The 22,654-nt window shown below is 67.4% G+C and carries 15 protein-coding genes; 7 read left to right on the plus strand and 8 right to left on the minus strand.

Annotation, left to right across the window (positions count from 1 at the left end; translation table 11 throughout):
• Positions 1-6 precede the first annotated feature (6 nt).
• The 3 genes from treS to glgB are packed head-to-tail and all read left to right on the plus strand — an operon-like array spanning position 7 to position 5,197.
• Entirely contained in the window at positions 7-1,665 is a 1,659-nt protein-coding gene (gene treS / locus OV287_RS28430) for a maltose alpha-D-glucosyltransferase (protein WP_267537192.1), read from the plus strand.
• Positions 1,662-2,999, plus strand: a complete 1,338-nt coding sequence (locus tag OV287_RS28435) for a phosphotransferase (protein WP_267537193.1) — start codon at positions 1,662-1,664, stop codon at positions 2,997-2,999. The genes treS and OV287_RS28435 overlap by 4 nt, the downstream gene beginning before the upstream one ends.
• Complete coding sequence (glgB, locus tag OV287_RS28440; RefSeq protein ID WP_267537194.1) at positions 2,996-5,197, plus strand: 1,4-alpha-glucan branching protein GlgB; 2,202 nt, start codon at positions 2,996-2,998, stop codon at positions 5,195-5,197. Before OV287_RS28435 ends, glgB begins: the two co-directional genes overlap by 4 nt.
• On the opposite strand, the gene OV287_RS28445 is transcribed toward glgB, so the two are convergent.
• The 3 genes from OV287_RS28445 to OV287_RS28455 all read right to left on the minus strand — a co-directional run bounded on the left by OV287_RS28445 (position 5,184) and on the right by OV287_RS28455 (position 12,426).
• Entirely contained in the window at positions 5,184-5,801 is a 618-nt protein-coding gene (locus OV287_RS28445) for a Uma2 family endonuclease (RefSeq protein ID WP_267537195.1), read from the minus strand. The genes glgB and OV287_RS28445 overlap by 14 nt on opposite strands.
• 172 nt (positions 5,802-5,973) lie before the next feature.
• Positions 5,974-7,995, minus strand: coding sequence for a D-arabinono-1,4-lactone oxidase (locus OV287_RS28450; RefSeq protein ID WP_267537196.1), 2,022 nt, complete (start codon positions 7,993-7,995; stop codon positions 5,974-5,976).
• A gap of 144 nt (positions 7,996-8,139) precedes the next feature.
• Complete coding sequence (locus OV287_RS28455) at positions 8,140-12,426, minus strand: protein kinase domain-containing protein (RefSeq protein WP_267537197.1); 4,287 nt, start codon at positions 12,424-12,426, stop codon at positions 8,140-8,142.
• A gap of 267 nt (positions 12,427-12,693) precedes the next feature.
• On the opposite strand from OV287_RS28455, the gene OV287_RS28460 reads away from it, so the two are divergent.
• Positions 12,694-13,200 (plus strand): DoxX family protein, encoded by a 507-nt coding sequence (locus OV287_RS28460; protein ID WP_267537198.1) that lies wholly within the window; start codon positions 12,694-12,696, stop codon positions 13,198-13,200.
• A gap of 39 nt (positions 13,201-13,239) precedes the next feature.
• Here the strand turns inward: OV287_RS28460 and OV287_RS28465 are convergent, their stop codons facing one another.
• Positions 13,240-14,328: an acyltransferase domain-containing protein gene (locus tag OV287_RS28465; RefSeq protein WP_267537199.1), complete on the minus strand. Its 1,089-nt coding sequence runs from the start codon at positions 14,326-14,328 to the stop codon at positions 13,240-13,242.
• 237 nt (positions 14,329-14,565) lie between these two features.
• Between OV287_RS28465 and OV287_RS28470 the strand changes: the two genes are divergently transcribed.
• A complete protein-coding gene (locus OV287_RS28470) occupies positions 14,566-16,488 on the plus strand; it encodes a serine/threonine protein kinase (protein ID WP_267537200.1) in 1,923 nt (640 codons plus the stop codon).
• A gap of 554 nt (positions 16,489-17,042) precedes the next feature.
• A complete protein-coding gene (locus OV287_RS28475; protein WP_267537201.1) occupies positions 17,043-17,354 on the plus strand; it encodes a hypothetical protein in 312 nt (103 codons plus the stop codon).
• 49 nt (positions 17,355-17,403) lie between these two features.
• On the opposite strand, the gene OV287_RS28480 is transcribed toward OV287_RS28475, so the two are convergent.
• Positions 17,404-18,600 carry a trans-sulfuration enzyme family protein gene (locus tag OV287_RS28480; protein WP_267537202.1) on the minus strand — a complete coding sequence of 399 codons (1,197 nt, stop codon included), beginning with the start codon at positions 18,598-18,600 and terminating at the stop codon, positions 17,404-17,406.
• An 88-nt stretch (positions 18,601-18,688) separates the two neighbouring features.
• Here OV287_RS28480 and OV287_RS28485 point away from each other — a divergent pair, with 88 nt between their 5' ends.
• Complete coding sequence (locus tag OV287_RS28485) at positions 18,689-19,918, plus strand: FAD-dependent monooxygenase (protein ID WP_267537203.1); 1,230 nt, start codon at positions 18,689-18,691, stop codon at positions 19,916-19,918.
• A gap of 3 nt (positions 19,919-19,921) precedes the next feature.
• On the opposite strand, the gene OV287_RS28490 is transcribed toward OV287_RS28485, so the two are convergent.
• From OV287_RS28490 to OV287_RS28500, 3 genes are all read right to left on the minus strand, one after another.
• On the minus strand, positions 19,922-20,146 hold the full coding sequence (locus OV287_RS28490) for a microviridin/marinostatin family tricyclic proteinase inhibitor (RefSeq protein WP_267537204.1): 225 nt from the start codon (positions 20,144-20,146) through the stop codon (positions 19,922-19,924).
• A 179-nt stretch (positions 20,147-20,325) separates the two neighbouring features.
• Complete coding sequence (locus tag OV287_RS28495) at positions 20,326-21,447, minus strand: acyltransferase (protein ID WP_267537205.1); 1,122 nt, start codon at positions 21,445-21,447, stop codon at positions 20,326-20,328.
• A 7-nt stretch (positions 21,448-21,454) separates the two neighbouring features.
• Positions 21,455-22,450 (minus strand): 3-oxoacyl-ACP synthase III family protein, encoded by a 996-nt coding sequence (locus OV287_RS28500; RefSeq protein ID WP_267537206.1) that lies wholly within the window; start codon positions 22,448-22,450, stop codon positions 21,455-21,457.
• Positions 22,451-22,654 lie beyond the last annotated feature (204 nt).

Raw genomic sequence — 22,654 nt, forward strand, 5'->3', positions numbered from 1 at the left:
CAGCTTATGACCCGGACGGATCCGCTCTGGTACAAGAAGGCAGTCATCTACGAACTGCACATCCGCGCGTTCTATGACTCGAACGCGGATGGCCACGGGGACATCCCCGGCCTCATCGAGAAGCTGCCGTACCTGCAGGACCTGGGCGTCACCTGCCTGTGGATCCTGCCCCACTACCCCTCGCCCCTGAAGGACGACGGTTACGACATCGCGGACTTCTACGCGATACACCCGGACTACGGCACGCTCGCGGACTTCCAGCGCCTGGTGGACGAGGCCCACAAGCGCGACATCCGCATCCTGAGCGAGCTCGTCGTCAACCACACCAGCGACCAGCATGCCTGGTTCCAGGAGGCGCGCAGGGATCCCAAGAGCCCCAAGCGCGACTTCTACGTCTGGAGCGACACGGACGACAAATACAAGAACGCGCGCATCATCTTCACCGACACCGAGCGCTCCAACTGGACGTGGGATCCGGTGGCCAAGCAGTACTTCTGGCACCGCTTCTTCAGCCATCAGCCGGACCTCAACTACGACAACCCCGAGGTCCAGGAGGCCATGCTGGACGTCATGCGCTTCTGGCTGAACATGGGCGTGGACGGCTTCCGCTGCGACGCCGTGCCCTACCTCTTCGAGCGCGAGGGCACCAACTGCGAGAACCTCCCGGAGACGCACGCCTTCCTCAAGCGCCTGCGCAAGACGATCGACTCGGAGTACCCGGACAAGCTGCTGCTGGCCGAGGCCAACCAGTGGCCCGCCGACGTGCGCGTCTACTTCGGTGACGGCGACGAGTTCCACATGGGCTTCCACTTCCCCGTCATGCCCCGCCTCTTCATGGCGGTGCGCCGCGAGGACCGCACGCCCATCGTCGAAATCCTCGAGCAGACGCCGGACATCCCGGAGAACAGCCAGTGGGCCATCTTCCTGCGCAACCATGACGAGCTGACGCTGGAAATGGTGACGGACGAGGACCGGGACTACATGTACCGGGAGTACGCCATTGATCCGCGCATGCGCATCAACCTGGGCATCCGCCGGCGGCTCGCCCCGCTGATGGACAACGGCCGGCGGCGCATCGAGCTGATGCACAGCCTGCTGTTCACCCTGCCCGGCACCCCCGTCATGTACTACGGGGATGAGATCGGCATGGGGGACAACATCTACCTGGGCGACCGCAACGGCGTGCGCACCCCCATGCAGTGGACGAGCGACCGCAACGCGGGCTTCACCCGGGCGGACTATGCCCGCCTGTACGCGCCCATCATCGCGGACCCCGTCTACGGGTACCAGAGCATCAACGTGGAGGCCCAGGAGCGCGTGCGCTCCTCGCTGCTCAACTGGCTCAAACGCATGATCCGGGTGCGCAAGCGCTACCCCGCCTTCGCCATGGGCAAGCTGCGCTGGGTCCACCCCGAAAACCGCAAGGTGCTCGCCTTCACCCGCGAGCACGAGGGGCAGACCATCCTCATCGTCTGCAACCTCTCGCGCTTCTCCCAGCCCGCGGTGCTCGACCTGCGGGACTTCGAGGGCCAGGTTCCCGTGGAGCTCATCGGTGAGACGCCCTTCCCGCGCATCTCCGCCATGCCCTACCAGATCACGCTCGGGCCCTTCATGTTCCTGTGGTTCCGCCTCGAGAAGCTCGCGCCAGGGAGGGGAATGCCATGACCACGCCCATTGACCTGACCAAACTCCCGGACTACCTGCGCAACCAGCGCTGGTTCGCCGGCAAGGCCTGGCCCATCAAGTCCGTGTCCGTGATGGACCACGCCCGCATCGAGCTGCCCGGCGGGCGTGACTTCACCCTCGCCGTGGTGGAGGTCCTCTACGAGCTGGGCCACCCGGACCGCTACCTGCTGCCCGTGGAGGGCAAGGACGATGGGGTGCAGGATGCCTTCGAGGACGTGGAGGTGCTGCGCGCCCTCTTCAACCTCATCCGCGAGAAGCGCGTTGTCTCCAGTGCCTCGGGCAAGCTGTGCGGCGAGTGGCTGGACACTCCCGAGGGGTTGATAGCCCTGCCCTCGCCCCTGCCCGTGCGGCGGCTTCAGGTGGAGCAGAGCAACACCTCGGTGGTCGTCGCCGAGAAGGTCATCCTCAAGGTCATCCGCAAGCTGGAGCCCGGCATCAACCCCGAGTACGAGGTGGGCCGCTACCTGGCCACCAAGACCTCCTTCCGGGCCACCCCCACCCTGCTGGGAGCGCTCCAGTCCGAGGGGCCCGCCGGCGCCACCCTCGCGGTGGTTCACCGCTACATCCCCGACGTCACCGACGGCTGGCGCCACACCCTGGAGCACTTCCGCCGAGGCGCCCGGCTCACGGACACCTTCCTCGGCGAGCTGCGCAGGCTGGGCCAGCGGCTGGGCGAGCTGCACCACGCGCTCGGCGCCCCCACCGACGAGCCGGCCTTCTCCCCGGAGCCCATCCACGCCGAGGACCTGCAGCGCTGGAGCGCCTCCATCGTGGGAGAGATGGGCGTCACCCTCAACGAGGCCTCCCGTCAGTTTCCCGAGCTGGAGGGCCGCCGGGAGGATCTCATCGGCTACGCCCGGCAGCTCGCGCACGTTCCTCCTGCCGGGCAGAAGATCCGCATTCACGGAGATCTCCACCTCGGCCAGGTGCTCCGCGCGGATGGAGACTGGCTCATCTTCGACTTCGAGGGCGAGCCGGGACGCAGCTTCAACCAGCGGCGGGAGAAGTACTCGCCCCTGCGAGACGTTGCGGGGATGTTGCGCTCCTTCGACTACGCGGAGGCCACGGTGGGGCTGGAGGGCCAGGCCGACGGCGAGCGCCTGGGACCCGCGCGCAAGGCCTTCCTCGAGGGCTACCGCGCCTCCACGCGCGGAGCGCCCTTCCTGCCCTCGGACGACGCCTCCTTCAATTCGATGCTTGACGCCTTCGAGCTGGAGAAGATGCTCTATGAAGTGCGCTACGAGTTGCAGAACCGGCCGGACTGGGTGCGCATCCCCGTCCAGGCACTCATGAGGATGGAGGTTCGCAAGTGAAGAAGCCGATGGATCGGCAGCAGGTGGATGCGGAGCTGCAGCAGGTGGTGGAGCTGAGGCACCCCGAGCCGCACCGCGTGCTGGGCATCCACCCGGATGGGGATGGCATGGTGGTGCGGGCCTTCCGCCCGGACGCTGTCTCCCTCCACGTGCTGCCGGAGTTCGGCGGGCGCATTCTCATGATGCACCGGCTGGGAGGCGTCTTCGAGGCACGCATCAACGGCAGGACCGAGCACTTCAACTACCTGCTGGAGGTCGAGTACCCCGGCAACAAGAAGTTCACCCTCAGAGACCCGTACAGCTTCCTTCCCACGCTGGGAGACATCGACCTGCACCTCGTGGGCGAGGGCCGGCACGAGGATGTCTGGAAGCGCATGGGGGCTCACCCCCTGCACCACAGCGGCATCAGCGGCGTGGCCTTCGCGGTATGGGCGCCCACCGCCGCGGGCGTGTCCGTGGTGGGCGACTTCAACAGCTGGGACGGGCGGCTGCACGCCATGCGGCGCATGGGCGCCTCGGGCATCTGGGAGCTCTTCATCCCCGAGGTGGCCGAGGGCACGCGCTACAAGTTCGAGATCCGTCCGGGCCACGGCGGACCCCGCCTGCTGAAGTCCGACCCCTACGCTTTCCGTACCGAGGTGCCTCCGGCCACGGCCTCGGTGGTGCACGACCTGAACCACTTCCAGTGGACGGACGAGAAGTGGATGACGGCGCGCGCCGGGAAGAACGTGGACCACGAGCCGTGGAGCGTCTACGAGGTGCACCTGGCCTCGTGGCGGCGCGTGGTGGAGGACGGGGACCGCTCCCTCACCTACCGGGAGATGGCGACCGCGCTCGCCGACTACGTGAAGCAGATGGGCTTCACCCACGTGGAGCTGATGCCCGTCTCGGAGCACCCCTTTGGCGGCTCCTGGGGCTATCAGGTGGGCAACTACTACGCCCCCACCGCGCGCTTCGGCCACCCGGATGACTTCCGGTACCTCGTCAACTACCTGCACGAGCAGGGCATTGGCGTGCTCCTGGACTGGGTGCCCGGGCACTTCCCCCGAGACGCGCATGCGCTGGGCCAGTTCGACGGCACGGCTCTCTACGAGCACGCGGATCCTCGCCAGGGCACGCAGCCGGACTGGGGCACCTACGTCTTCAACTTCGGCCGCAACGAGGTGCGCAACTTCCTCATCGCCAACGCGCTCTTCTGGCTGGACGAGTACCACATCGACGGCCTGCGCGTGGACGCGGTGGCCTCCATGCTCTACCTCGACTACAGCCGCAAGCACGGCGAGTGGGTGCCCAACCGCTGGGGCGGCCGCGAGAACGAGGAGGCCATCTCCTTCCTGCGCGAGCTCAACGACACCGTGCACCGCAAGTTCCCCGGCGCGGTGATGATCGCCGAGGAGTCCACCGCATGGCCCAAGGTGAGCCAGCCCACCCAGGAGGGCGGGCTCGGCTTCCACTTCAAGTGGAACATGGGCTGGATGCACGACACGCTCACGTACTACTCGAAGGATCCCATCTACCGGCAGTACCACCACAACCAGCTCACCTTCGGTCTGCTGTATGCCTTCAGCGAGCACTTCACGTTGCCGCTGAGCCATGACGAGGTGGTGCACGGCAAGGGCTCGCTGTACGGGAAGATGCCGGGGGACGCGTGGCAGAAGCGCGCCAACCTCCGGGCGCTGCTGGCGTGGATGTGGGCGCACCCGGGCAAGAAGCTGCTCTTCATGGGCGGCGAGTTCGGCCAGCCCGCCGAGTGGAACAACGATCGGAGCCTGGACTGGCACCTGCTGGCGGATCCAGGCCACGCGGGCATCCACGCGATGATGACGGACCTGAACAAGGTCTACCGGAGCCACCCGGCGCTCTACGACGCGGACAGCGAGCCGTTCGGCTTCCAGTGGCTGCAGCCGGACTCGGCGGCGGCCAACGTGTTCGCCTTCGTGCGGCGCTCGCGGCAGCCGGGAGGCCATGTGGTGTGCATCGCCAACCTGGCGCCCGTGCCTCGCGAGGGCTACCGCGTCGGCTTCCCCCGGCACGGCGGCTACGTGGAGCTGTTGAACACGGACGCCCGCGACTACGGCGGCTCCGGCATCGGCAACATGGGACGCATCCACACCGAGCCGTTCGCGTGGGACGGACAGGATGCCTCGGCCCCGCTGACGCTGCCTCCCCTCTCCGTGGTGTGGTTCACCCCGGGGTAGACCCGGCTGAACCGGGGCCTCCGAGTCCAGGAGCCGGGGTGGACTTCGGGGCCCAGAGAAGCCCCAGCTCGAGCGGCTCGGCGTCGAAGGGCTCGGCGCGGATCACTTCCTCGCCCCCATGACGGGCGACGAGCCGCCAGCCCTTCTTGCCTCGGCGGTATACATCCAGGGCGTGGGCTCGCGGGTCCACCAACCACGCATGGCTCACCCCCTCCTGGAGGTAGACGTCCAGCTTGCGCCCCCGGTCCAACGCGGCAGTGGAGGGCGAGAGCACCTCGCAGATCCAATCAGGTGCCAGGTCGAAGAAGGGCTCATCCCGCTCCAGCAAACCGGGCGCCCGCTCCCGGCGCCAGCCCGCCAGGTCCGGCACCAGCACCTGCCGTCCGAAGTGCAGCTCCGGCTCGTCCAGGATCCACCAGCCCCCCGGACCGCCCTGCCCGGCGTCGAAGCGATCCAACAGCGCGCCAAGCTTCGAAGCCGCCCGCGTGTGCCACGTCGCCGGCCGTGGAAAGGCCCACAGCTCGTCGTCGATGATCTCCCCCACCCACCCAGGCGGCAGTGCCTCGATGTCTTCGTAGGTGGCTGGACGCTTTCCCCGACCCATGTTCGCTCCTCCTCCTGCTGGCGCTCCCGCCAGACCACTCCCATCATACAGCAGGAGGTGACATCAGAGGTAGGGTCCACATGGCGACATGATCGGCGCCGTGGAGATACCCCGAGCGGAGTACCTCGCACGGCTCCATGTGGCGCTCGGCGTCAACGCGCGGCTCTGCGCCTCATCCCCCGAGGGGATGGACCCGCACCACACGCCCGACTTCAGCACCCTGCTTCCTCTTCTCCTGGGCCTTGGAGCCACCGCCGAGCCCGAGGTGCCTCTTCCAATACGAGCTCAGGAAGACACCCTCCGGATCCATCTTCTGGCGGACCGCCATGAACGCGTCCCACATCGGGTACTGCTGGCGCAGGTACTCGGGCCCCACCGCGGACTCCGCCTCGGGCAGGAACTTGCCCCAGTGGAGGCGGAAGTCGAACGGTTGCAGCAGCTCCCAGAAGCGGGCGTAGAACTGCTGCCGGTTGCCCTTGTCCGTGCGGAACCAGAACACGTCCACCCGGATGGAGTGCCGACCGTGACTGGGGCTCAGCCAGAACACACTCTCGTGGCCCGCGTAGATCTCGAAGGCATACGGACCAGTGAGCTTCATGTCTCCGATGTCCTGCTCGAAGAAGTCCCGAAGCTTGCTCATCACCTCCGCGCTCCGCTCGATAGGAATGAACAGCTCAGTGAAGTCCGTGGGCATGAGCTTGTCGTCGACCCCATTGTCCATCGGCAGGATCTCATGCCAGGGGCCTCGGAACTCCTTCGTCTCTCCCTCGCGCAAGTAGGCGTTGAGGACGAGCCGCACCAGTCTCTGGGTGAGCGGCATATACGGCGGGTCGTCGTGCGCGATGAAGTTGTAGAACGTGTTGACGAGGAACTGGAGGATGCGCGGGACCTGGACGAACGGCCGGCGGTTGAGCCCGGGGCGGCGCGTCTTCGACTCGGCGACGTAGTCGCGGCGTGCCCTCCAGAGCTCCACCTTGTCCACGCCCTTCTGCGGCCACCAGAGCAGCCGGGCATACGTGTCCCCGTCCTCCTCGAAGAAGTGCTGCAACCCCTTCTCTCCAGACTCGAAGAGCTGGAGCTCGTCGAGCTTCTCCGTCCTCCGAACGATCTGCCGGCCGACGAGGTCATACCGGGGCTCGCACTCGAAGGTGACCGTGGAGATGACGCCCAGCAGTCCCAGGGAGACACCCGCGGCGTAGAAGGGATTGTGCGCCTGGTCGTCCGGATCGTCCGGGTTGGGCGCCAGGTCATGAACCTTGCCCGTCCCATCGATGAGGCGGATGCCCACGATGGCCCGGCCCAGATCGTGGCGTGTCGTGCCGCCCATCGAGCCCGTGGAGAGGAAGCCGCCCACCGTCTGGTGGGTGATGCCGCCGAGGTCGGGCAGCGCCCAGCCCTTCTCCTCGAGCTGATACAGCAGGCTGTTCTCCTTGTTGGACAGAGGATCGCCGGGATCCACCCCCAGATGGCACCCCGCCTGGACCGTGACGCGCATCCGCTGACCGTCCTCCGTCTCGTTCCACTCGAGGATCCGGGTGTAGCGATCCAGCTGCACGTTGATGTGCTGCTCACCCTCGTCGGTGAAGATGGCCGGGTGCACGCAGTGGGTCGAGCCACGCACCCGGAGCTGGGCTCCCAGGGCCCGGGCACGCTTGACGAGCTGGATGAGCTCTTCCTCCGTCTGGGGATGCGCGAAGCGCGGATCCAGGGCCGGGTGGAAGTAGTCATTCAAAGCAAGCTGGACCCGGAGGCCCACGCCCGCCGCGACCAGCGAGAGGAGCGCCCCCCTGGTGAGGTCTCGCCGATCACCTTGGGGAACGCAATGCGGGAAGCTGGCGATGAGGGAGGCGCTCTCGAAAGCGAAGAACGCCAGCGCCACCGTGTTGGCAGTGTCGACGAGCACCGAGAATCGGCGGGCCTTCGCGCGGTCCACCCGCCTCAGCGCGTAGTAGCTCACGAAGCCGAGATACGCGATCACCGGCGCCTCGATGAGATGGAAGGCCCTGATCTGCCGGCGGCTCTTGCGCACGATGAACCGCCTCCGTCCGAGGAGTCGCGGGTGTGCCAGGAACACGCTGGCCAGGAGCGTCCCGGTGAGGGTGATCCAACCATAGCCCTTCACCTTCTTCTCCAGGCTCCGCCATAGCATTGCCTCGTGGTTGGACGACGGACGCAGCACAGGCGCTTCCGTCACCCCACCGGTTCCGAGCAATGTTCCGCTTTCCGTACTCTCGACATCTGGCGGCATGGCTGTCTCCTTGGGAGAAGACTCGAAGCACCCTCCATGGGCGCTCCGAGCCCCCGAGGTGGCACACTCCACAACCGCGAGGCGCACACCTCAGAGGGGTTCCCAGACGGTTGGAGATGTCGCCTGCGGAATGTGACCGCCGTCCCAGGGCGAGGCGGATACGAGCCAGTCGAGCTCGTGCTCCCCGGAGTGCTCGCCCTGGACCCTGGCGAGCAACTCCCTCGCGACACGCAGCTCGGGAGAGTCGAGGTGAGGAGAGAGAGGCTCGACGAGCTCCCGCAGCAGCCGCAGCGCATTCGAGCCTCGTCCCTGCTCCCGAAGCAATTGATACAGGCGCAAGGTGGCCCGGAGCTCGATGCACAGGGCCCCTGCTCTCCGGGCGCTCTGGATGGCCTCGTGGAAGTCGTTCAGCGCCCTGGCGGTCTCCCCGTTGCGCAGCAGGAACTCGCCCCGTAGCCGGTACAGCTCCGAGTCCTCGAGGTGCTGTCCCGTCCGCTCCGCCCAAGCCAACCCTTCCGCCACCGCCGCCAGGCCCTCGGAGCTCTGCCCCAACCTCAAGTGCGCATCCGCGAGCAGGCAGAGCAGATAGGGCCACCCCGTCTCCGCGTGGACCCGACGCAGGTGAGCGAGCCCCTCGAGCAACAAGGCCTGCCCCTCCTCCCGTTGGCCCAGCAGGACAAGCGCCCACCCGCGCTGGACGGGTGTCCACGACTCCAGGCGCAGGAACGGGTGCTGCTCGTAGACGGGGCGCTGCCGTTCCGTCAGCTCCAGCACCCGGTGCGCCTCGAACCTCATCTGGTAGAAGATGCAGGCCGCATGGCCCACCAGGAGGAAGGTGTAGGGATGGCCCAACCGCTCGGCGCGCCGTAGCGAGGCATCGATGAGCCGCTGCCCGGACTGCTTCTCGCAGCCGAGGATCAGCGCCACTCCCGCATAGGCCCGTGCCATCGCCAGCGGCTCGGGTTCGAGCACACCGAGCGCCTGGGGCTCCAGCTCCAGCTCCGGAGCCGCCGAGTCCAGGGCCTCGCAGAACAACCTGCGCGCCTTGGCCACATGCCCTTGCAGCAAGTGGCTCATGCCCCCCATCCACCGGCCGACCACCAGGAGTTGGGGCACCTGGATGCGCTCGCCCAACGAGACGATCTGCTCCGCGAGCCTTCCTGTCAGCGGGAAGTTCAACCGCATCATGTTCTGGTTGGCCAGGCCCCTGCAGGCGGCGACGAGGACGGAGGCATCCCTCACGTCATGGAACAACCGCCCGATGTTCTCGTAGAGCAGCGTCACCTCGGGCGCCGAGTAAGCCCGGCCAGCGACCAGGGCCTGTCCGAGGAGCACCAAGAACCGCAGCTTCTCGTCCATCCGCCGGTCCGCTTCAGGCAGACGCTCGAAGAGCCGAAGTGCCTGCTCCAGGTGACTGATGGACTCCTCGAACGCCGAGCGCTTCAGGGCCAGCTCTCCGGCCTGCGCCCAGAACCGGATGGCCAGCTCCAGCTCCCCGGCCTGGGTGTAGTGGTGAGCGATCAGCTCGGGCGGAGCCGTGGTGACACCCGAGGGCGGGTGCTCCAGGAGACGGGCGACGCGCTGGTGGTAGTGCCGTCTCCGCGGTTTCAGCAGGGACTCGTAAGCCGCCTCCTGGAGGAGGACATGCCTGAACTCGTAGTGGGGATCTTCCGCCTCCTCCCCCTTGCGCAGCAGCAGTCCCAACTCGACCAGCTCCTCGAGCTCTCTGCGCAGCATGATGCTGTCGCGCTCCGAGAGCGCGGCCAACTGCCCCTGCGTGAAGCTCCGGCCAAGCACGGCCGCCGTCCACGCCAGCTCCTTCTGCTCCTGGGGCAGCGGATCCAATCGGGCCATGCACAGCTCCTGCAAGGTGACGGGAAGCGGGCCCACGGGGGAGGCCGCCTCGCCGGACGGAGCCCGGGTGAGCACCATGCGGCTCATCTCCTCGATGAAGAGGGGGATGCCTTCCGTCTGCTTCACCAGCCGTGCAATCGCCTCCGCCGTCAGGCCCGAGTCCCTCCCGATAAGCCTACGAATCATCCTGGCGGTCTCGTCCGCGCCGAGCCGCTCCAGCATGATCGGATGCAGGCCGGGATGGGGCGGCCAGGAGAGCCTCTGCTCAGGGCGTGTGCTCAACACCAGGCACAGCCCCGCCGATTCGATGCGCTCGCGCAGCAGCGTGAGGAGCCGCAGCGTAGAGGGATCGGCCCAGTGCAGATCCTCCATGACGAGCAACAGGGAGCCCGGCCCGTCCTCCCCTGGGAACAACGCGGTGAGCCGCAACAGGAACGTGGCCAGCGTCTCCAGGGTCCGCTCCCGCTGCTGCTCGGGAGACAGCAACAGGGGTTGCTCCTCGCGCGGGGGCAGATCCAGCAGCGGCCCGAGAAGCTGGAGACCCTCTGGCAGGGGCATATCGAGCCCCCGCAGCATCTCCTCCAGCCGGGCCCATCTCCGCGCGGCCGGGGACTCCGGCTCCAGTCCGATCAGATGCACCAGCCACTCGATCACCGGATGGAAGGCGCTGCGGCTGAGCTGGGGCCAGCACTGACTGGACACGCAGCGCGCCCCGGCCCGCACCGCGTGCTCGCACAACTCCTGGATGAGCCGGGACTTGCCAATCCCCGCCTCGCCACTGAGCAGCAGCATCACGCCCTGCCCCTTGCGGGCAGCCTCCCAGCGCGCGAGCAACTGGTGCAGCTCCCGGGTCCGCCCCACCAGCGGGGTCAGTCCTCGGGCTTGAGCCCGCTTGAAGCGCGTGGGCTCCGGACTCTCACCCACCAGCCGGTGGACGCCGACTCGTGCGGCCCCCAGTGAGGAGTAGAAGACCTTCCAGCCCAGGGCCTCCGCCACGAACGTCCCCCGCGCCCCCTGCCACGTCTTCTCGCTGAGGAATGCCGAGTGGGGAGCCGCCTGACCCGCCAACCATGACGCCACGCGGGGCGCCTCTCCTTGCATGGAGAGCGAGAGCGCCTTCTGCCCAGACGGTGCCGGCACCTCCAGCACCACCAGGTCCGTATGCACGCCCACGTGAACCGCGAGCTCCAGCTCGGACGCCTGCGGCAACCGCTCCGCCAGCCGCGATAGCTCGAGCGCGGCCCGCACCGCGGACACGACGTCCTCCTCTCGGGCCATCGGATAGCCGAAGCAGCCCATCACCTCGTCTCCCATGCGCAGCGGCACCCAGCCGCCATGCCGCTCGATGACGCCCGAGCACTCCTGATGGAACACCGACTGCAGCTCGCTCAGGTCCTCAGCATCAAAAGACCCCAGGGAGCCCGAGAACCGGCAGCACACCAGGGTCACCTGACGCCGGTGAGGGACGAGGCGTGGGGGCGGCGCCTGGGTGAAGGGGAACAGGCTCCACTCCAGGACGCGCAACCGCTCGCGCATCTCCAGCGCGCTCTGAAAACGCAGCTCAGGCGCCTTGGCCAGCGCCCGTGCCAGGAACCGATCCACGGGCTCGGGCAGCTCCGGGTGGAACATGCGCACTGGCGGAACAGGCTCGTCCGAGAGCACATGATCGCGCAACGGCTTGTCCCCAATGGGATAGGGCAGCTCTCCCGTGAGCATCAGATACAGCAGCACCCCAGCGGCCCAGACATCGGTGCGTGGATCCTGCGTCCGCCCCCGCCACTGCTCCGGCGCCATGAAGGCGGGCGTCCCCGAGCGCTCCACATCCACCCCAAGCGAAGAGGCGAACCGAGCCAGCCCGAAGTCGAGGAGTTTGGCCCGCCCATCCCGGAGGATGAAGACATTGCTGGGCTTGAGGTCGCGATGGATGATCTGCCGCGAGTGGGCATGCGCCAGTCCCGCCGTGATGTCGCTCAGGATGCGCAGGGCGCGCCGCAACTCCAGGGGGCCGCGCCGCAACAGCGCCTCGAGCGACTGTCCCTCCAGACACTCCATGATGAGGAAGGGGGAGCCATTCCAGGCGGAGATGTCGAAGATGCGGACGATGTTCTCGTGATCCAGCTGGGCGACCAGGCGGGCCTCGTCCTGGAGCAGCTTGTCCAGCTCCCGCCCGGAGAACTCCCGGCCTGGGGCGATGAACTTGAGCGCCACAATGCGATGCAGCACCTTGTCCTGCGCCCGAACAACCTGCCCCATCCCTCCCCTGCCGAGCCCGCGGAGAATCTCGAAGCGCCTGCCATCCTGCCCTCCCAACCGCTCACCTGGCTGGGGCCCCAGCGAGTCCAACGGAGAGAACCGGAACGCCTTCTCCAGGAGCCGCTCAAAGGAGTCCCTGTCCTCTTTGGAAGGCGAAGCTTCCAGTGAGTCAGGCGACACCTCGGACGGAGTGACCTGACGATCGTCGGTTTGCCCGTCGGACCCAGGCGGCCTCTCCGGCGGAGGGACTTGGCTGTCGTCACCGTCCATGTGGGATCCCCCTCAGGCAGGTACGATGATGTCCGCCAGCCGGGATGACACAGCCCCCCCAAGAGGTCTCTTCCGCTCGCCTGCTGCCATGACTATCCGCGGGGTCGGGACTCTCTGAGTCGCGGCAGGTGGGCCGCACCCAGGGCTTGCTCGGCCCCCCCGTGGGAAGCAACGCCCGAGCGCACCCCCGCTCGCCTGGAGCCGTATTGCCGCCGGAAGTCCCGATGCGGACGGTGTCTGCAACACACCACACGCGGAGGGGCAGGAATGGCAGTCGCAACCATGACGGCGCTGGAAGGCCAGCTAGCCAATCACTCGGCGCTTCCTCTTCGGGCCACGCTCGGCTCGACGATGCTCTACCACGGCATCTCCAAGCTGAACCGGGAGGGCCTGGAGCAGACCTCGCAGTTCTTCGAGAACCTCGGCCTCGAGCCCGCACGGCCCCTGGCGCTCGCGACAGCCTGGACCGAGACCTTGGCCGGCGCCCTCGCCCTCCTGGGCATCGGCACGCGCGTGGCGGCCCTCTCCATTCTCGTGACCCAGGCCGTGGCCATCGCCAAGGTGCACGCCTCCAAGGGCTTCGACAACCAGAAGGGCGGGTATGAGTTCAACCTGTCCCTGATCGCCGCGGCACTCGGGCTGCTGCTCAGCGGCCCCGGCAACCTGTCCGTCCATCACACCCTCCGGCCCCACCTCGGACGCCGCTGGGGCCTGGGCCTGCTGCGTCACAAGAGCGTCAGCCCGCTCGGCCGGCTCGCCCTGCTGCTCGGGTAGGCCCGAGAGGCCCCGGCTCAGGCTGGGGCCTCCACTCCGTCAGGCCACGTTCGCCAGGAACGGCTCGCCAGCATTCGATAATGAGGACTCGACCTGCCGCTCCTGCACGGCAGGCCGAGACAGACTCTGCAGCGTTCCCAGCAGTTCCTGGGCCGGCTCCTTGCCGCGCCGCATCGACACGAACAACCGCCCCCGCCTCCCCGCGCTCTCCAGACACGACTCCAGCGAGTGCTTCACCAGCGGATGCGGGCTGACCTCCAAGAAGGTGTTGTGTCCCCCGTCGAGCAGCGCGCCCACCGCCTCGCGGAAGAGCACCGGCTCGGCCAGGTTGCGCACCCAGTAGCCCGCGTCGAAGCGAGGCCCCGCCAGCGCACCTCCCGTCACCGTGGAGATGATGGGCAGCCGCTCCGAGCGAGGGCGGAGTCCCCTCAGCAGCCCGTGCAGCTCCTCGCGGTACGGGTCCACCTGCGGGCAGTGCGCCGCCACCTCCGAGTCCACCCTGCGCGCCGGCACACCCTGCCTGCGCAGCACCCCCAGCACCTGCTCCAGCACCGGCGGCTCCGCGGCCACCACTGTCCACTCGGGGCTGGCATGGATGACGCGCCAGAGCCGGCCGGCGTACTCGGGCAGCACCTCGTGTACCCGTCCCCACGGCAACCCCACCACCGCCATGGCCCCCTGCCCCTTCAGCTTCCCCACGGTGCGGCCCTGGTGGCAGATGACCCGCATCGCGTCCTCCAGCGAGAGCACCCCCGCCACGTGCGCCGCCGCCACCTCGCCAATGCTGTGCCCCACCACCGCCGCCGGCTCTATCCCCCACGAGCGCCACAGCGCCGCCAGGGCAATCTCCATGGACACGATGGCCGGACAGCTCACCTCGATGTCACCCAGCCGCGCGTCCTCCGCCGTCAGCGCCTCTACCAGCGACCAACCCATCCACCGCCGCACCTGCGCGTCGCACGCCTTGAGCACCAGCGCGAACACCGTCGAGCGCTCCAGCAGCGCCCGGCCCATGCCCGTCCACTGCGAGCCCTGCCCGGAGAACACGAAGACCGGATTGCACGGGCCCTCCTTCGGGCCCGCCCGGCCCTCGTGACGCATCAGGGACTCCTTGGAGGTCCACCGCATGCACCACTCCCCTCACAGAGGCTGCTCCAACACCGCCAACACGACGGGTCAAAACAACCCCACCGAATCAATTCAGCAGAGGTGTATTATTAGTTGGTTTTCCAGGGAAAGTGAAGTGGGGCTTTCACGAATAATGGATTCTTCAACTTTTACCATCCTCTCAAGGAGTGCGAGGGCGCATTACACACACCCTGTGGCTGGCGGTGGGAGCCGGGTAGCCGTAAAAAGAAGAAAGCCATGAGCCAGGTTCATTACCAGTCATTGGGTCCCTTGATGCCTGGAGAGGGCTCGCGCCCCTTCCTCGCGTTGGCTCTTCAAGAGGGGGCCGCGCCGCGGCCGGTCGTGCTGGTCTGGGCGCCGCCCGAGGTGGCGCAGGACGCCATGCAGCGGGCGCGGCTGGAGCGGGAGACAGAGCGCGCCGTCGTCTTCGAGCACCCGAACATCCTGCGCGTGCATGGGCTGGTGACGCTGGAGGGCCGGCTGGCGCGGGTGACGGAGTACGCGGATGGAGAGCCGCTGCGCCAGGTGCTGGACGCAGCCCAGCGACTGCCGCCGGCGATTGCCGCGCTCATCGCCGCGGACGTGGCGATGGGGGTGCACTACGCCCACGTCGCGGGGAACGATGATGGGACGCCGCTCATCCACGGAGACCTGCGCCCGGAGACCGTGATGGTCTCCTTCAACGGGGTGTGCAAGGTGTCGGGGTACGGAGCGCTCGGGGTGGCACCGCGGGAGCGCAATGGACGGCGGGTGCGCAACCGGCGCCTGTACATTGCCCCCGAGCAGCTCATGGGCGGCCGAGAGGCCTCCTCGGTACTGACGGATGTGTTCCTCCTGGGACTGCTGCTGTACGAGTGCCTCTCGGGACGCAAGCCCTTCCAGGACTCCATCGAGCCAGACAAGGCGATCCTCAACCGCCCGCTGCCACCGCTGCCAGCGGAGATCCCCCTGGCCTACAACGAGGTGGTGCGCCGAGCGACGGCCAAGCGCGCCGGAGACCGGTATCCGAGCGCCCTCGCCTTCCGCGAGGCCCTGGTGGCCGTCTCGGGCGAGCTGCCCTCGTCCAATGCCTTCGCAGAGCTGATCGCAAAGGCGATCCCGCCCGACAACGAAGCCCGGGTCGCGCGGAAGAAGACGATCGAGAAGGGGCTGGAGGAGCTCGCCCGGCGTACGGCCGTGCCCGTCCTCCCGCCCGCGCCCGTCACCGGGTCCATGCCCGTCATCGCGCCCGCGCAAATCACCGGGTCCGCGCCCGTGGTCTCGCCCATCACCGGGTCCATGCCCGTCATCGCGCCCGCGCAAATCACCGGGTCCGCGCCCGTGGTCTCGCCCATCACCGGGTCCGTGCCCGTGGTCGCTCCCGAGCCCATTTCCGTCCGCACCCAGCTTCCCCCAGCCGTGCCCGCGGCACCGGTGGCTCCGGCTCCGTCCGCTCCGAGCGAGGCACCGCCCACCATGGCCGAGACCGCCGCGGTCCCGGCTCCGCCTCCGGCCAGGCCCGAGGCCCCGCCCGTGCGTGCGCGCCGCCCGTCCGCGCCCCTCGCGGTCGCGGTGGGAGCCGTGCTGCTCTTGAGCGCGGTGGGCACCGTCTGGAGCATCCGGCAGAAGCCCCCGCCCGATGACATGGGAACGGATGCGGGTGAGGAGCTGCGGTTCGACACGCCCGTGCTGCTCGAGGCCGCGCCCCCTGCCCCACCGGATGCCGGAGTGCGCGTGGCAGCGGCCCCACCACCGGTGCCGAGCGTGCCGCCCACGCCGGTGGAGATCATCGTGAATCCCGACGTGACGGTGTCCGTGAATGGCAAGGCAGTGGGCCGCTCGCCGCTGACGATTCCGCTCGCGCCGGGCCGACACATGCTCAACTTCCTCGATGAGGCGAGGGGGCTGAGGACGGCGCGGATGATCGACGTGCGCTCCACCCCGGACACGGTGACATTCCGCATCCGCCTGGGCATGGGCTCCATCCTGGTGCACGCACCGTCCGGGGCCCAGGTCACGCTCGACGGGCAGAGCCTGGGAACGGCACCGGTCTCCGAGAAGACGATGTTCGAGGGCGAGCACCACCTGCGCGTCACCCAGAACGAGGCTGTCTGGGAGAAGACCTTCATGCTGCCGGGAGACCAGCGCCTGGTCTTCAACGTGGACTTCGAGGAAGAGTGAGCCGGCCGCGCCTGCTCTTATGGTCCGTCGTCGGAGCCCTGGCGGCGGGGTGCGCGTCCTCCGCCACAACTCGTCGTGAGGGCGACCGCAGAGATAGGGCGGCGACAGAGAACCAGTCTGATGAACGAGCCTACAGGGACGCGGCGGAGAAGTTTCTAAAGTTCCTGGGAGAACAACAACAAGCAAGCCCGACTGTCATTCAAGCATCAGGGAAAGACGGAATAGTTCCCATGTATGAATGCATGGAATACGGGTGCCCAGACAGAGTGCTGTGCAAAGAGGCCAACGTCTACTGCCAGGTCACTCACTGCGGTAAGGGAAGTTGCCACGGCTGCCCGGAGCCATTCCCAGACGCACTCAAGAATCTCGCCATCAAACAATGGTGTAAGTTTGAATGCCTGCGAGGCTCTGTCCGACTTGGACCGGTCCTCGGCTTTGTTCCGAGCATAGGGAACATTTTCATCGGGCCATTTGGCTGCCCGGACGAATAAGAGCCGGTTTCGGCAGGAGACCCACCGCAAATGCCTTCGTCATCCGAAGAGAAAGCCGCTCGCATGGCCGCTGCCCTCAATGGATTGGGGCACATCGCAATGGGGCACTCGCTGGAAGAGGTTCGCCGCGCCAAGGGTGATGAAAAACTAAGAAAAGAACTCCACGAGGACGCAACTATCATTCTTGACCTGGTTGCACATGAGGCGAAACGCAAATTACCGGCTATTCGTCACCCTGTGGAATGCGAGGCCGCGCTCTCTCAGTTTCGAGACTTGGTGCAATCCATTGACTTCGATGATGTTGCGAGCATGACCGACCTCAAGACATGTGCTCGACACGCCCTCGAAGCCTTTGGAGTACCAATGCCCGCGTGAATCAAACCGAGGGACTTGGCCTCAACACAGGAGTCCGCGACAACACTGTTCAGGGCGCCAGCGCTTGCTCGAGATCCCGGATGAGATCCTTCGGAGCCTCCAGGCCGATCGACAGGCGGAAGATGCCGTCACCCGCCCAGGCCCGGTAGCGCTCCAGCAGCTCGGGCGGGAGCTGGAAGGAGGTCCGCTGCATGTCCTCCGTCGGCAGATAGAAGATGAGGCTGTGCGGCTTGCCGAGCGAGACGGCGTACTTGACCACCTTCAACCGCTCGGCGAGGCGGCGCGCCACGGCCGGAGCGTCCTTCGCCTGGAAGCAGATCATCCCAGAGGTGTTATGCAGCTGCCGCCGAGCAAGCTCCGCCTGCGGATGTGAATCGAGTCCCGGGTACAGGACATGGTGCACGCGCGGGTGCGTCTCGAGGAACGCAGCCACCTCCCGGGCCGTGGCCGCGTGGGAGGCCATTCTCTGAGGCAAGGTGGGCAGGCTGCGGAGGATCAGCCACGCGGGAAACGGGCTGAGCACCGCGCCCAGGTGGATGAGCGAGTCCTGCCGCAGCGCCGCCAGCTCGGTCCGCCGCCCCACGACGACACCGCCCAGCGCGTCTCCATGGCCACCGATGTACTTGGTCAGCGAGTGGATGACGAAGTCAGCCCCAAGAGCGATCGGCCGCAGCCCGATCGGCGTCGCGAGGGTCGCATCGACGGCGAGGCGAGCACCGGCCTCATGCGCGAGGGCTGCCACCGCCTCCACATCGGTCAGCTTCAGGATGGGATTGCACGGAGTCTCGATGTAGACGAGCCGCGTATTGGGGCGCAGGGCGGCACGCACCTGGGCGAGGTCCGAGGTATCGACAGGCGACACCTCCACGCCGAAGCGCCGCAGCTTGCCTCGGACGAACTCCGCCGCGCCCGCGTAGCAGACGTCGCTGATGACGAGGTGATCTCCCGGCCCGAGCAGATGCAGCAAAAGCCCGGTGATGGCGGCCATCCCACTGGCGAAGCAGAGGGCATCCTCCCCGCCATCGAGCTCGGCCAGGCGCCGCTCCAGAGTACGCACCGTGGGTGTGGACCAACGCGCGTAGAAGTAGGGCGACTCCTCCCCCATGTCCTCCGCGGAGAACCCCACCCCTTCCGGGTGGGCGCGGAAGGTGGTGGACAACACGAGGGGCGTATTGAGGGGAGCCCCCTCCTCCGAATCCGCATCGGCCTGCACGAGCCGGGTGCGCACGTCCCATTCTTCAGCCATCGATCACCTCGTGTGTGGAAGGGAGCCCATCATTCCACGGGGTGGATTGACGCTCCTCACGCTCCGACCCTATGTCCGCCCGGCGCATATGTCCCAGACAACGAATCCCCAGGTCGTGATTGTCGGCGCGGGCCCTGCCGGCATGCTGCTCGCCTACCAGTTGGTGACGAATGGCGTTCCGGTGCGCGTGCTCGAGCGGCATCCCGACTTCGAGCGCGAGTTCCGCGGCGAGTTCCTCCCCCCCTCGGCGCTCGGCCCCCTGGAGCAGCTCGGCATCCTCCCGCTGCTCGTGGAGCGCAAGCTCGCGTTCCCCGAAGTCGAGCGGCGTCTGCTCGTCGGGAAGACACGGCGGGTCATGGTCCCGGGCGGAAAGGAGCGGGGCTCGCTGATCTCCCAGGCTGGGCTCCTCGGGCTCCTTCACGAGCTGTGCGGCCGCTACCCCCACTATCAGCTCGACTTCGGCACCACGGCCCTCCAGACGATTCGCGAGAACGGCCGGGTGGTGGCGCTGAAGACGCGGCGGGAGGGCGCCGAGGGCCGTGTCGAGGGCGACATCTTCGTGGACTGCAGCGGCCGCAACAGCGGGCTGCGCAAGGACGTGGGCATCCAGGTCGAGTCCAACCAGGTGCCAGCAGACGTGGTGTGGCTGCGCTTCGACTTCTCGGACGCTCCGGAGGTGCTGCCCGAGAGCCTCGATGTCCACATGTTCGGTAAGGGGGTGGTGGCCGTCTTCCACCGGACGACGCGCTCCCGGTTGCAGGTGGCCTACAGCGCGCCCGGCGATCTCGGCGGCCTGCGGAAGAACCTCCCCGAGCTGCGGCGCCAGCTCATGCCCACGGTGCCCGAGAAGCTGCGGCCCCACCTCGAGGCGAAGCTCGACGAGCGCACCGAGACCCAGTTCCTCCGGGTCATCGTGGACCGGCTCGAGCGCTGGTATGTGCCCGGACTCCTGTTCCTGGGGGACGCCGCGCACACGATGTCTCCCTCAGGAGGCCAGGGGTTGAACCTGGCCCTGCGCGACAGCATCGTGGCCGCCAATCACCTGCTCGATGCCCTCCGCGCCGGTCAGCCGATCGACGAGCAGGTCTTCCAGAAGATCCAGGACGAGCGCCGGCCCGAGGCCGACCAGGTCCAGGCCATGCAGACCCGGGTGCACCGGATGGTCATGGCGCCCATGTTCGTCGAGCACCTCATGTTCACCATGCTCGGGCTCGTGCTGAAGCTCTCGAAGAAGGCCAGCGAGGGCAGCCAGGGTGTCACCCGGGTGGACCTGCGCTACGGCATCCCGGTGTCCCAGCTGCCCCCGCTGAACCCTTAACCCTTAGTAGGAGGGGTGGTCCTCGGCGTCCGAGGGGAACTTCAAGGTGGTGACGGGGGGATCCCTGTCGCACTCATCGTTGTCCGAGGGGAACTTCTTGGTGGTGGGAAATCCCGGAGGGGGGGGCCTACCACCCGAGGCCTGCTCGAGCTCCTGCGCCTCCAGCAACTGCGCGAAGAAGGGTTTACCGCCCTTCCGAGGCACCTTGTCCTTTGCGTTCTTCTTCATGGCCGGACTCCTCGTGGCCTGTTGGCCGATGGGGGTTCACGAGCCACCGCCTCGCCTCGTACTTGGGGGGGTTCTCGAACGAGCCGATGACTCGATAGTTGGAGTCCAGGGTGAACCCGATGTGACGGAGCGGCAAGTGCGCGCTCCCCTGCCCGCTCGGCCGGCACTGCCAGGGACGTTCAGGAGCCGGAAGCCCTGGGCAGCGAGGTATGTGCCTCCAAGCTGTCTCCCCGAGTGACGATGAAGCACATCCGGGACTTCGGGGTGAGCACGTCGAACGTGTGGGGAGCGCCCGTGCCGAAGTCGAGCAGCGACAGATCGAACCGGGAGATGTTGTTGATCAGCAGCCCGTGGTCCTCCGCCGAGGCGTTGAGCCGATCCAATCCCTCCTGCCCCTGAGTCCGCCTCACTTCCTCCATGAGCGCGTGGTACCGGAAGAACTCCGTGGCGCTCGCGGACTGAAGCCGTGCCCGGATGCGCGCCGCGATCTCTGGCAGCGAGAGCGTCGAAGCCTCTTGGGGCGAGAGCGGGACACGCAGCGGCAGCCCAGCGGTACCGAAGTACGACGCCGGGAGCAGCCCGGGAATGCGCCGGAAGTCGAAGATGATGCCCAGCTCCGGCTCCGCCGTCCCCTCCAGCGACGGTGGGTGGTAGAGCCGCCACAGGAAGGCCGCCAGCACGTCCGCGGACGTCACCTGGGGCTGGCTGGCCCGCGCCTCCCTCACCAGCGCATCCACCTCCTCGCGAGAGAAGCGCCGGATGTCCCAGGTGAAGTCCTCACGGCGACGATGGGGCGGGGGCGACCCGAGCCGGAATCCCGCACGTCCCAGCTCCTCCTCCAGTGAACGAGACCCGTCCAGTGCTCCGGCTGGCAGCGTTGGGAGCTCGGAGGAGACCGGAGCAGCCGGAGCCTGCCCGCGGACGCTCCGGGCCCACGCGCTCAGGAATCCCACCAGGCTGACGCCGTCGCCGAGCACATGCGACATGCTCGCCCCGAGGCACCCTCCCGCCCCAAAGCGCGAAACCTTCAGCCGGCAGAGCGGCCGTCCGGGGCCCGGCTCCGCGACGTCGAAGAGCCCAGCCCGTGAGACCTTGTCGTCGGAGGGCAGCTCGACTCCCGGCACGTCGCGGAGTGACACCGCCGCCTGCAACCTCGGGAACGCGGGCAGTGTCCTCGCCAGCCCTTCCGCCAACAGCTCCGCCTCGGGCAGCCGCTCGTAGAAGAAGGCGAACTCGATGGGGAGATCATCCGGCCCCGCGAAGAGTCCATCCAGGGCCGAGTGCGACAGGGAGTCCATCATGGCCACCTCAGGGGAAGCGATAGATGACACCGCCAGACTGCAGCCCCGAGCCAACCCCGAGGATCAACGCGGTGTCCCCGGGCTTGGGAAGCCCCGAGTGGAGGAAGTCGTTGAGGACGAGCCCAAGCGAGGCCGCCGCGCAGTTGCCGTGGTGCTCCATGTTGAAGAACGACTTCTCTTCGGGGATCTCCATTCCCTGGAGCCAGCGCCGCTGCACCTGAGCGTTGCTCATGTTGAAGAGGGTCCAGTTGGTGTCCTGCGAGCCCTTGGGGCCGAGGATCTCCCCACGCAGCCGCGTGAACGTCGCGTTGAGGTTGCCGGGGACCATGCGGTAGTCGACGACGTAGTAGTCCTCCAGCACCTCCGCGATGTTCTCGGGCGTGGGGACGTGCTTCGAGCCACCGAACTTCTTCACGGCGATGTCCCGATGCGGCTCCGTGGCCATGTGGAAGGTGGAGAAGCCACACGGCTCCGCGGTGTTCTCCCCGGACAGCACCAGCGCCGCCGCGCCATCGCCGAAGATGGTCGCCTGGAGCCACAGGCGCTTCTTCAGCTCCGGCTTGCAGAACGAGGACAGGGTGCTGGCCCCGCAGATGAGGACGTTGCGTGCCTGGCCCGAGCGAATCAACGCCGTGCCCATCATCAAGGCGTTGATCACGCCCGCGCATGCGGACATGTGTGAGAGGGCCATCGTGTGGAGAGGCGCCCCCAGCCGCTTGTGCAGCGTGCACGCCCCATCCGGCGCCCCCTGGTGGGTCGGCGTGAAGGACACGTAGATGATGACCTGGATATCGCGAATATCCAGCCCGGCATCATTCAAGGCCCGCCGCGAGGCCTCGACGGTGAGATCGTCCTCGTCGATGTCATCGAGCCGATCCTTCTTGTAGTCGTAGCGCGTGTGCCGCGTCCTGACCCCGAAGGTGTCGTAGATCCACGAGGGATCCCGCCGGCCATGCCACTGGCAGATGTCCTCGTTGGTGAATGCGAGGGGCGGGAGCGCCATGCCGCTGCCTCGGATCAGAACAGAGGGAGAACCGACATTCGGGAAAGAAGTCGACAGGGCCATGACTGTCCTTAGGAGCCTGCGGGGAAGAAGGGGTCAAGGAGCGAGATGGGCGGGGGCTACTGCATCCAACAAGCTCCTTTCCTTGAATTGTAGGAAACACCCACGCCCGACCGCCATGAGAACGTGAGGGCAGTGAAGCGC

It is taken from the genome of Archangium lansingense (genome assembly GCF_026626635.1).
Lineage (GTDB): Bacteria > Myxococcota > Myxococcia > Myxococcales > Myxococcaceae > Archangium > Archangium lansingense.

Coding starts and splice junctions, on each gene's coding strand:
- treS (WP_267537192.1), top strand. CDS start 7: ATGACCCGGACGGATCCGCTCTGGTACAAGAAGGCAGTCATCTACGAA.
- OV287_RS28435 (WP_267537193.1), top strand. CDS start 1,662: ATGACCACGCCCATTGACCTGACCAAACTCCCGGACTACCTGCGCAAC.
- OV287_RS28445 (WP_267537195.1), bottom strand. CDS start 5,801: ATGGGTCGGGGAAAGCGTCCAGCCACCTACGAAGACATCGAGGCACTG.
- OV287_RS28455 (WP_267537197.1), bottom strand. CDS start 12,426: ATGGACGGTGACGACAGCCAAGTCCCTCCGCCGGAGAGGCCGCCTGGG.
- OV287_RS28460 (WP_267537198.1), top strand. CDS start 12,694: ATGGCAGTCGCAACCATGACGGCGCTGGAAGGCCAGCTAGCCAATCAC.
- OV287_RS28465 (WP_267537199.1), bottom strand. CDS start 14,328: ATGCGGTGGACCTCCAAGGAGTCCCTGATGCGTCACGAGGGCCGGGCG.
- OV287_RS28470 (WP_267537200.1), top strand. CDS start 14,566: ATGAGCCAGGTTCATTACCAGTCATTGGGTCCCTTGATGCCTGGAGAG.
- OV287_RS28475 (WP_267537201.1), top strand. CDS start 17,043: ATGGCCGCTGCCCTCAATGGATTGGGGCACATCGCAATGGGGCACTCG.
- OV287_RS28480 (WP_267537202.1), bottom strand. CDS start 18,600: ATGGCTGAAGAATGGGACGTGCGCACCCGGCTCGTGCAGGCCGATGCG.
- OV287_RS28485 (WP_267537203.1), top strand. CDS start 18,689: ATGTCCCAGACAACGAATCCCCAGGTCGTGATTGTCGGCGCGGGCCCT.
- OV287_RS28490 (WP_267537204.1), bottom strand. CDS start 20,146: ATGAAGAAGAACGCAAAGGACAAGGTGCCTCGGAAGGGCGGTAAACCC.
- OV287_RS28495 (WP_267537205.1), bottom strand. CDS start 21,447: ATGATGGACTCCCTGTCGCACTCGGCCCTGGATGGACTCTTCGCGGGG.
- OV287_RS28500 (WP_267537206.1), bottom strand. CDS start 22,450: ATGGCGCTCCCGCCCCTCGCATTCACCAACGAGGACATCTGCCAGTGG.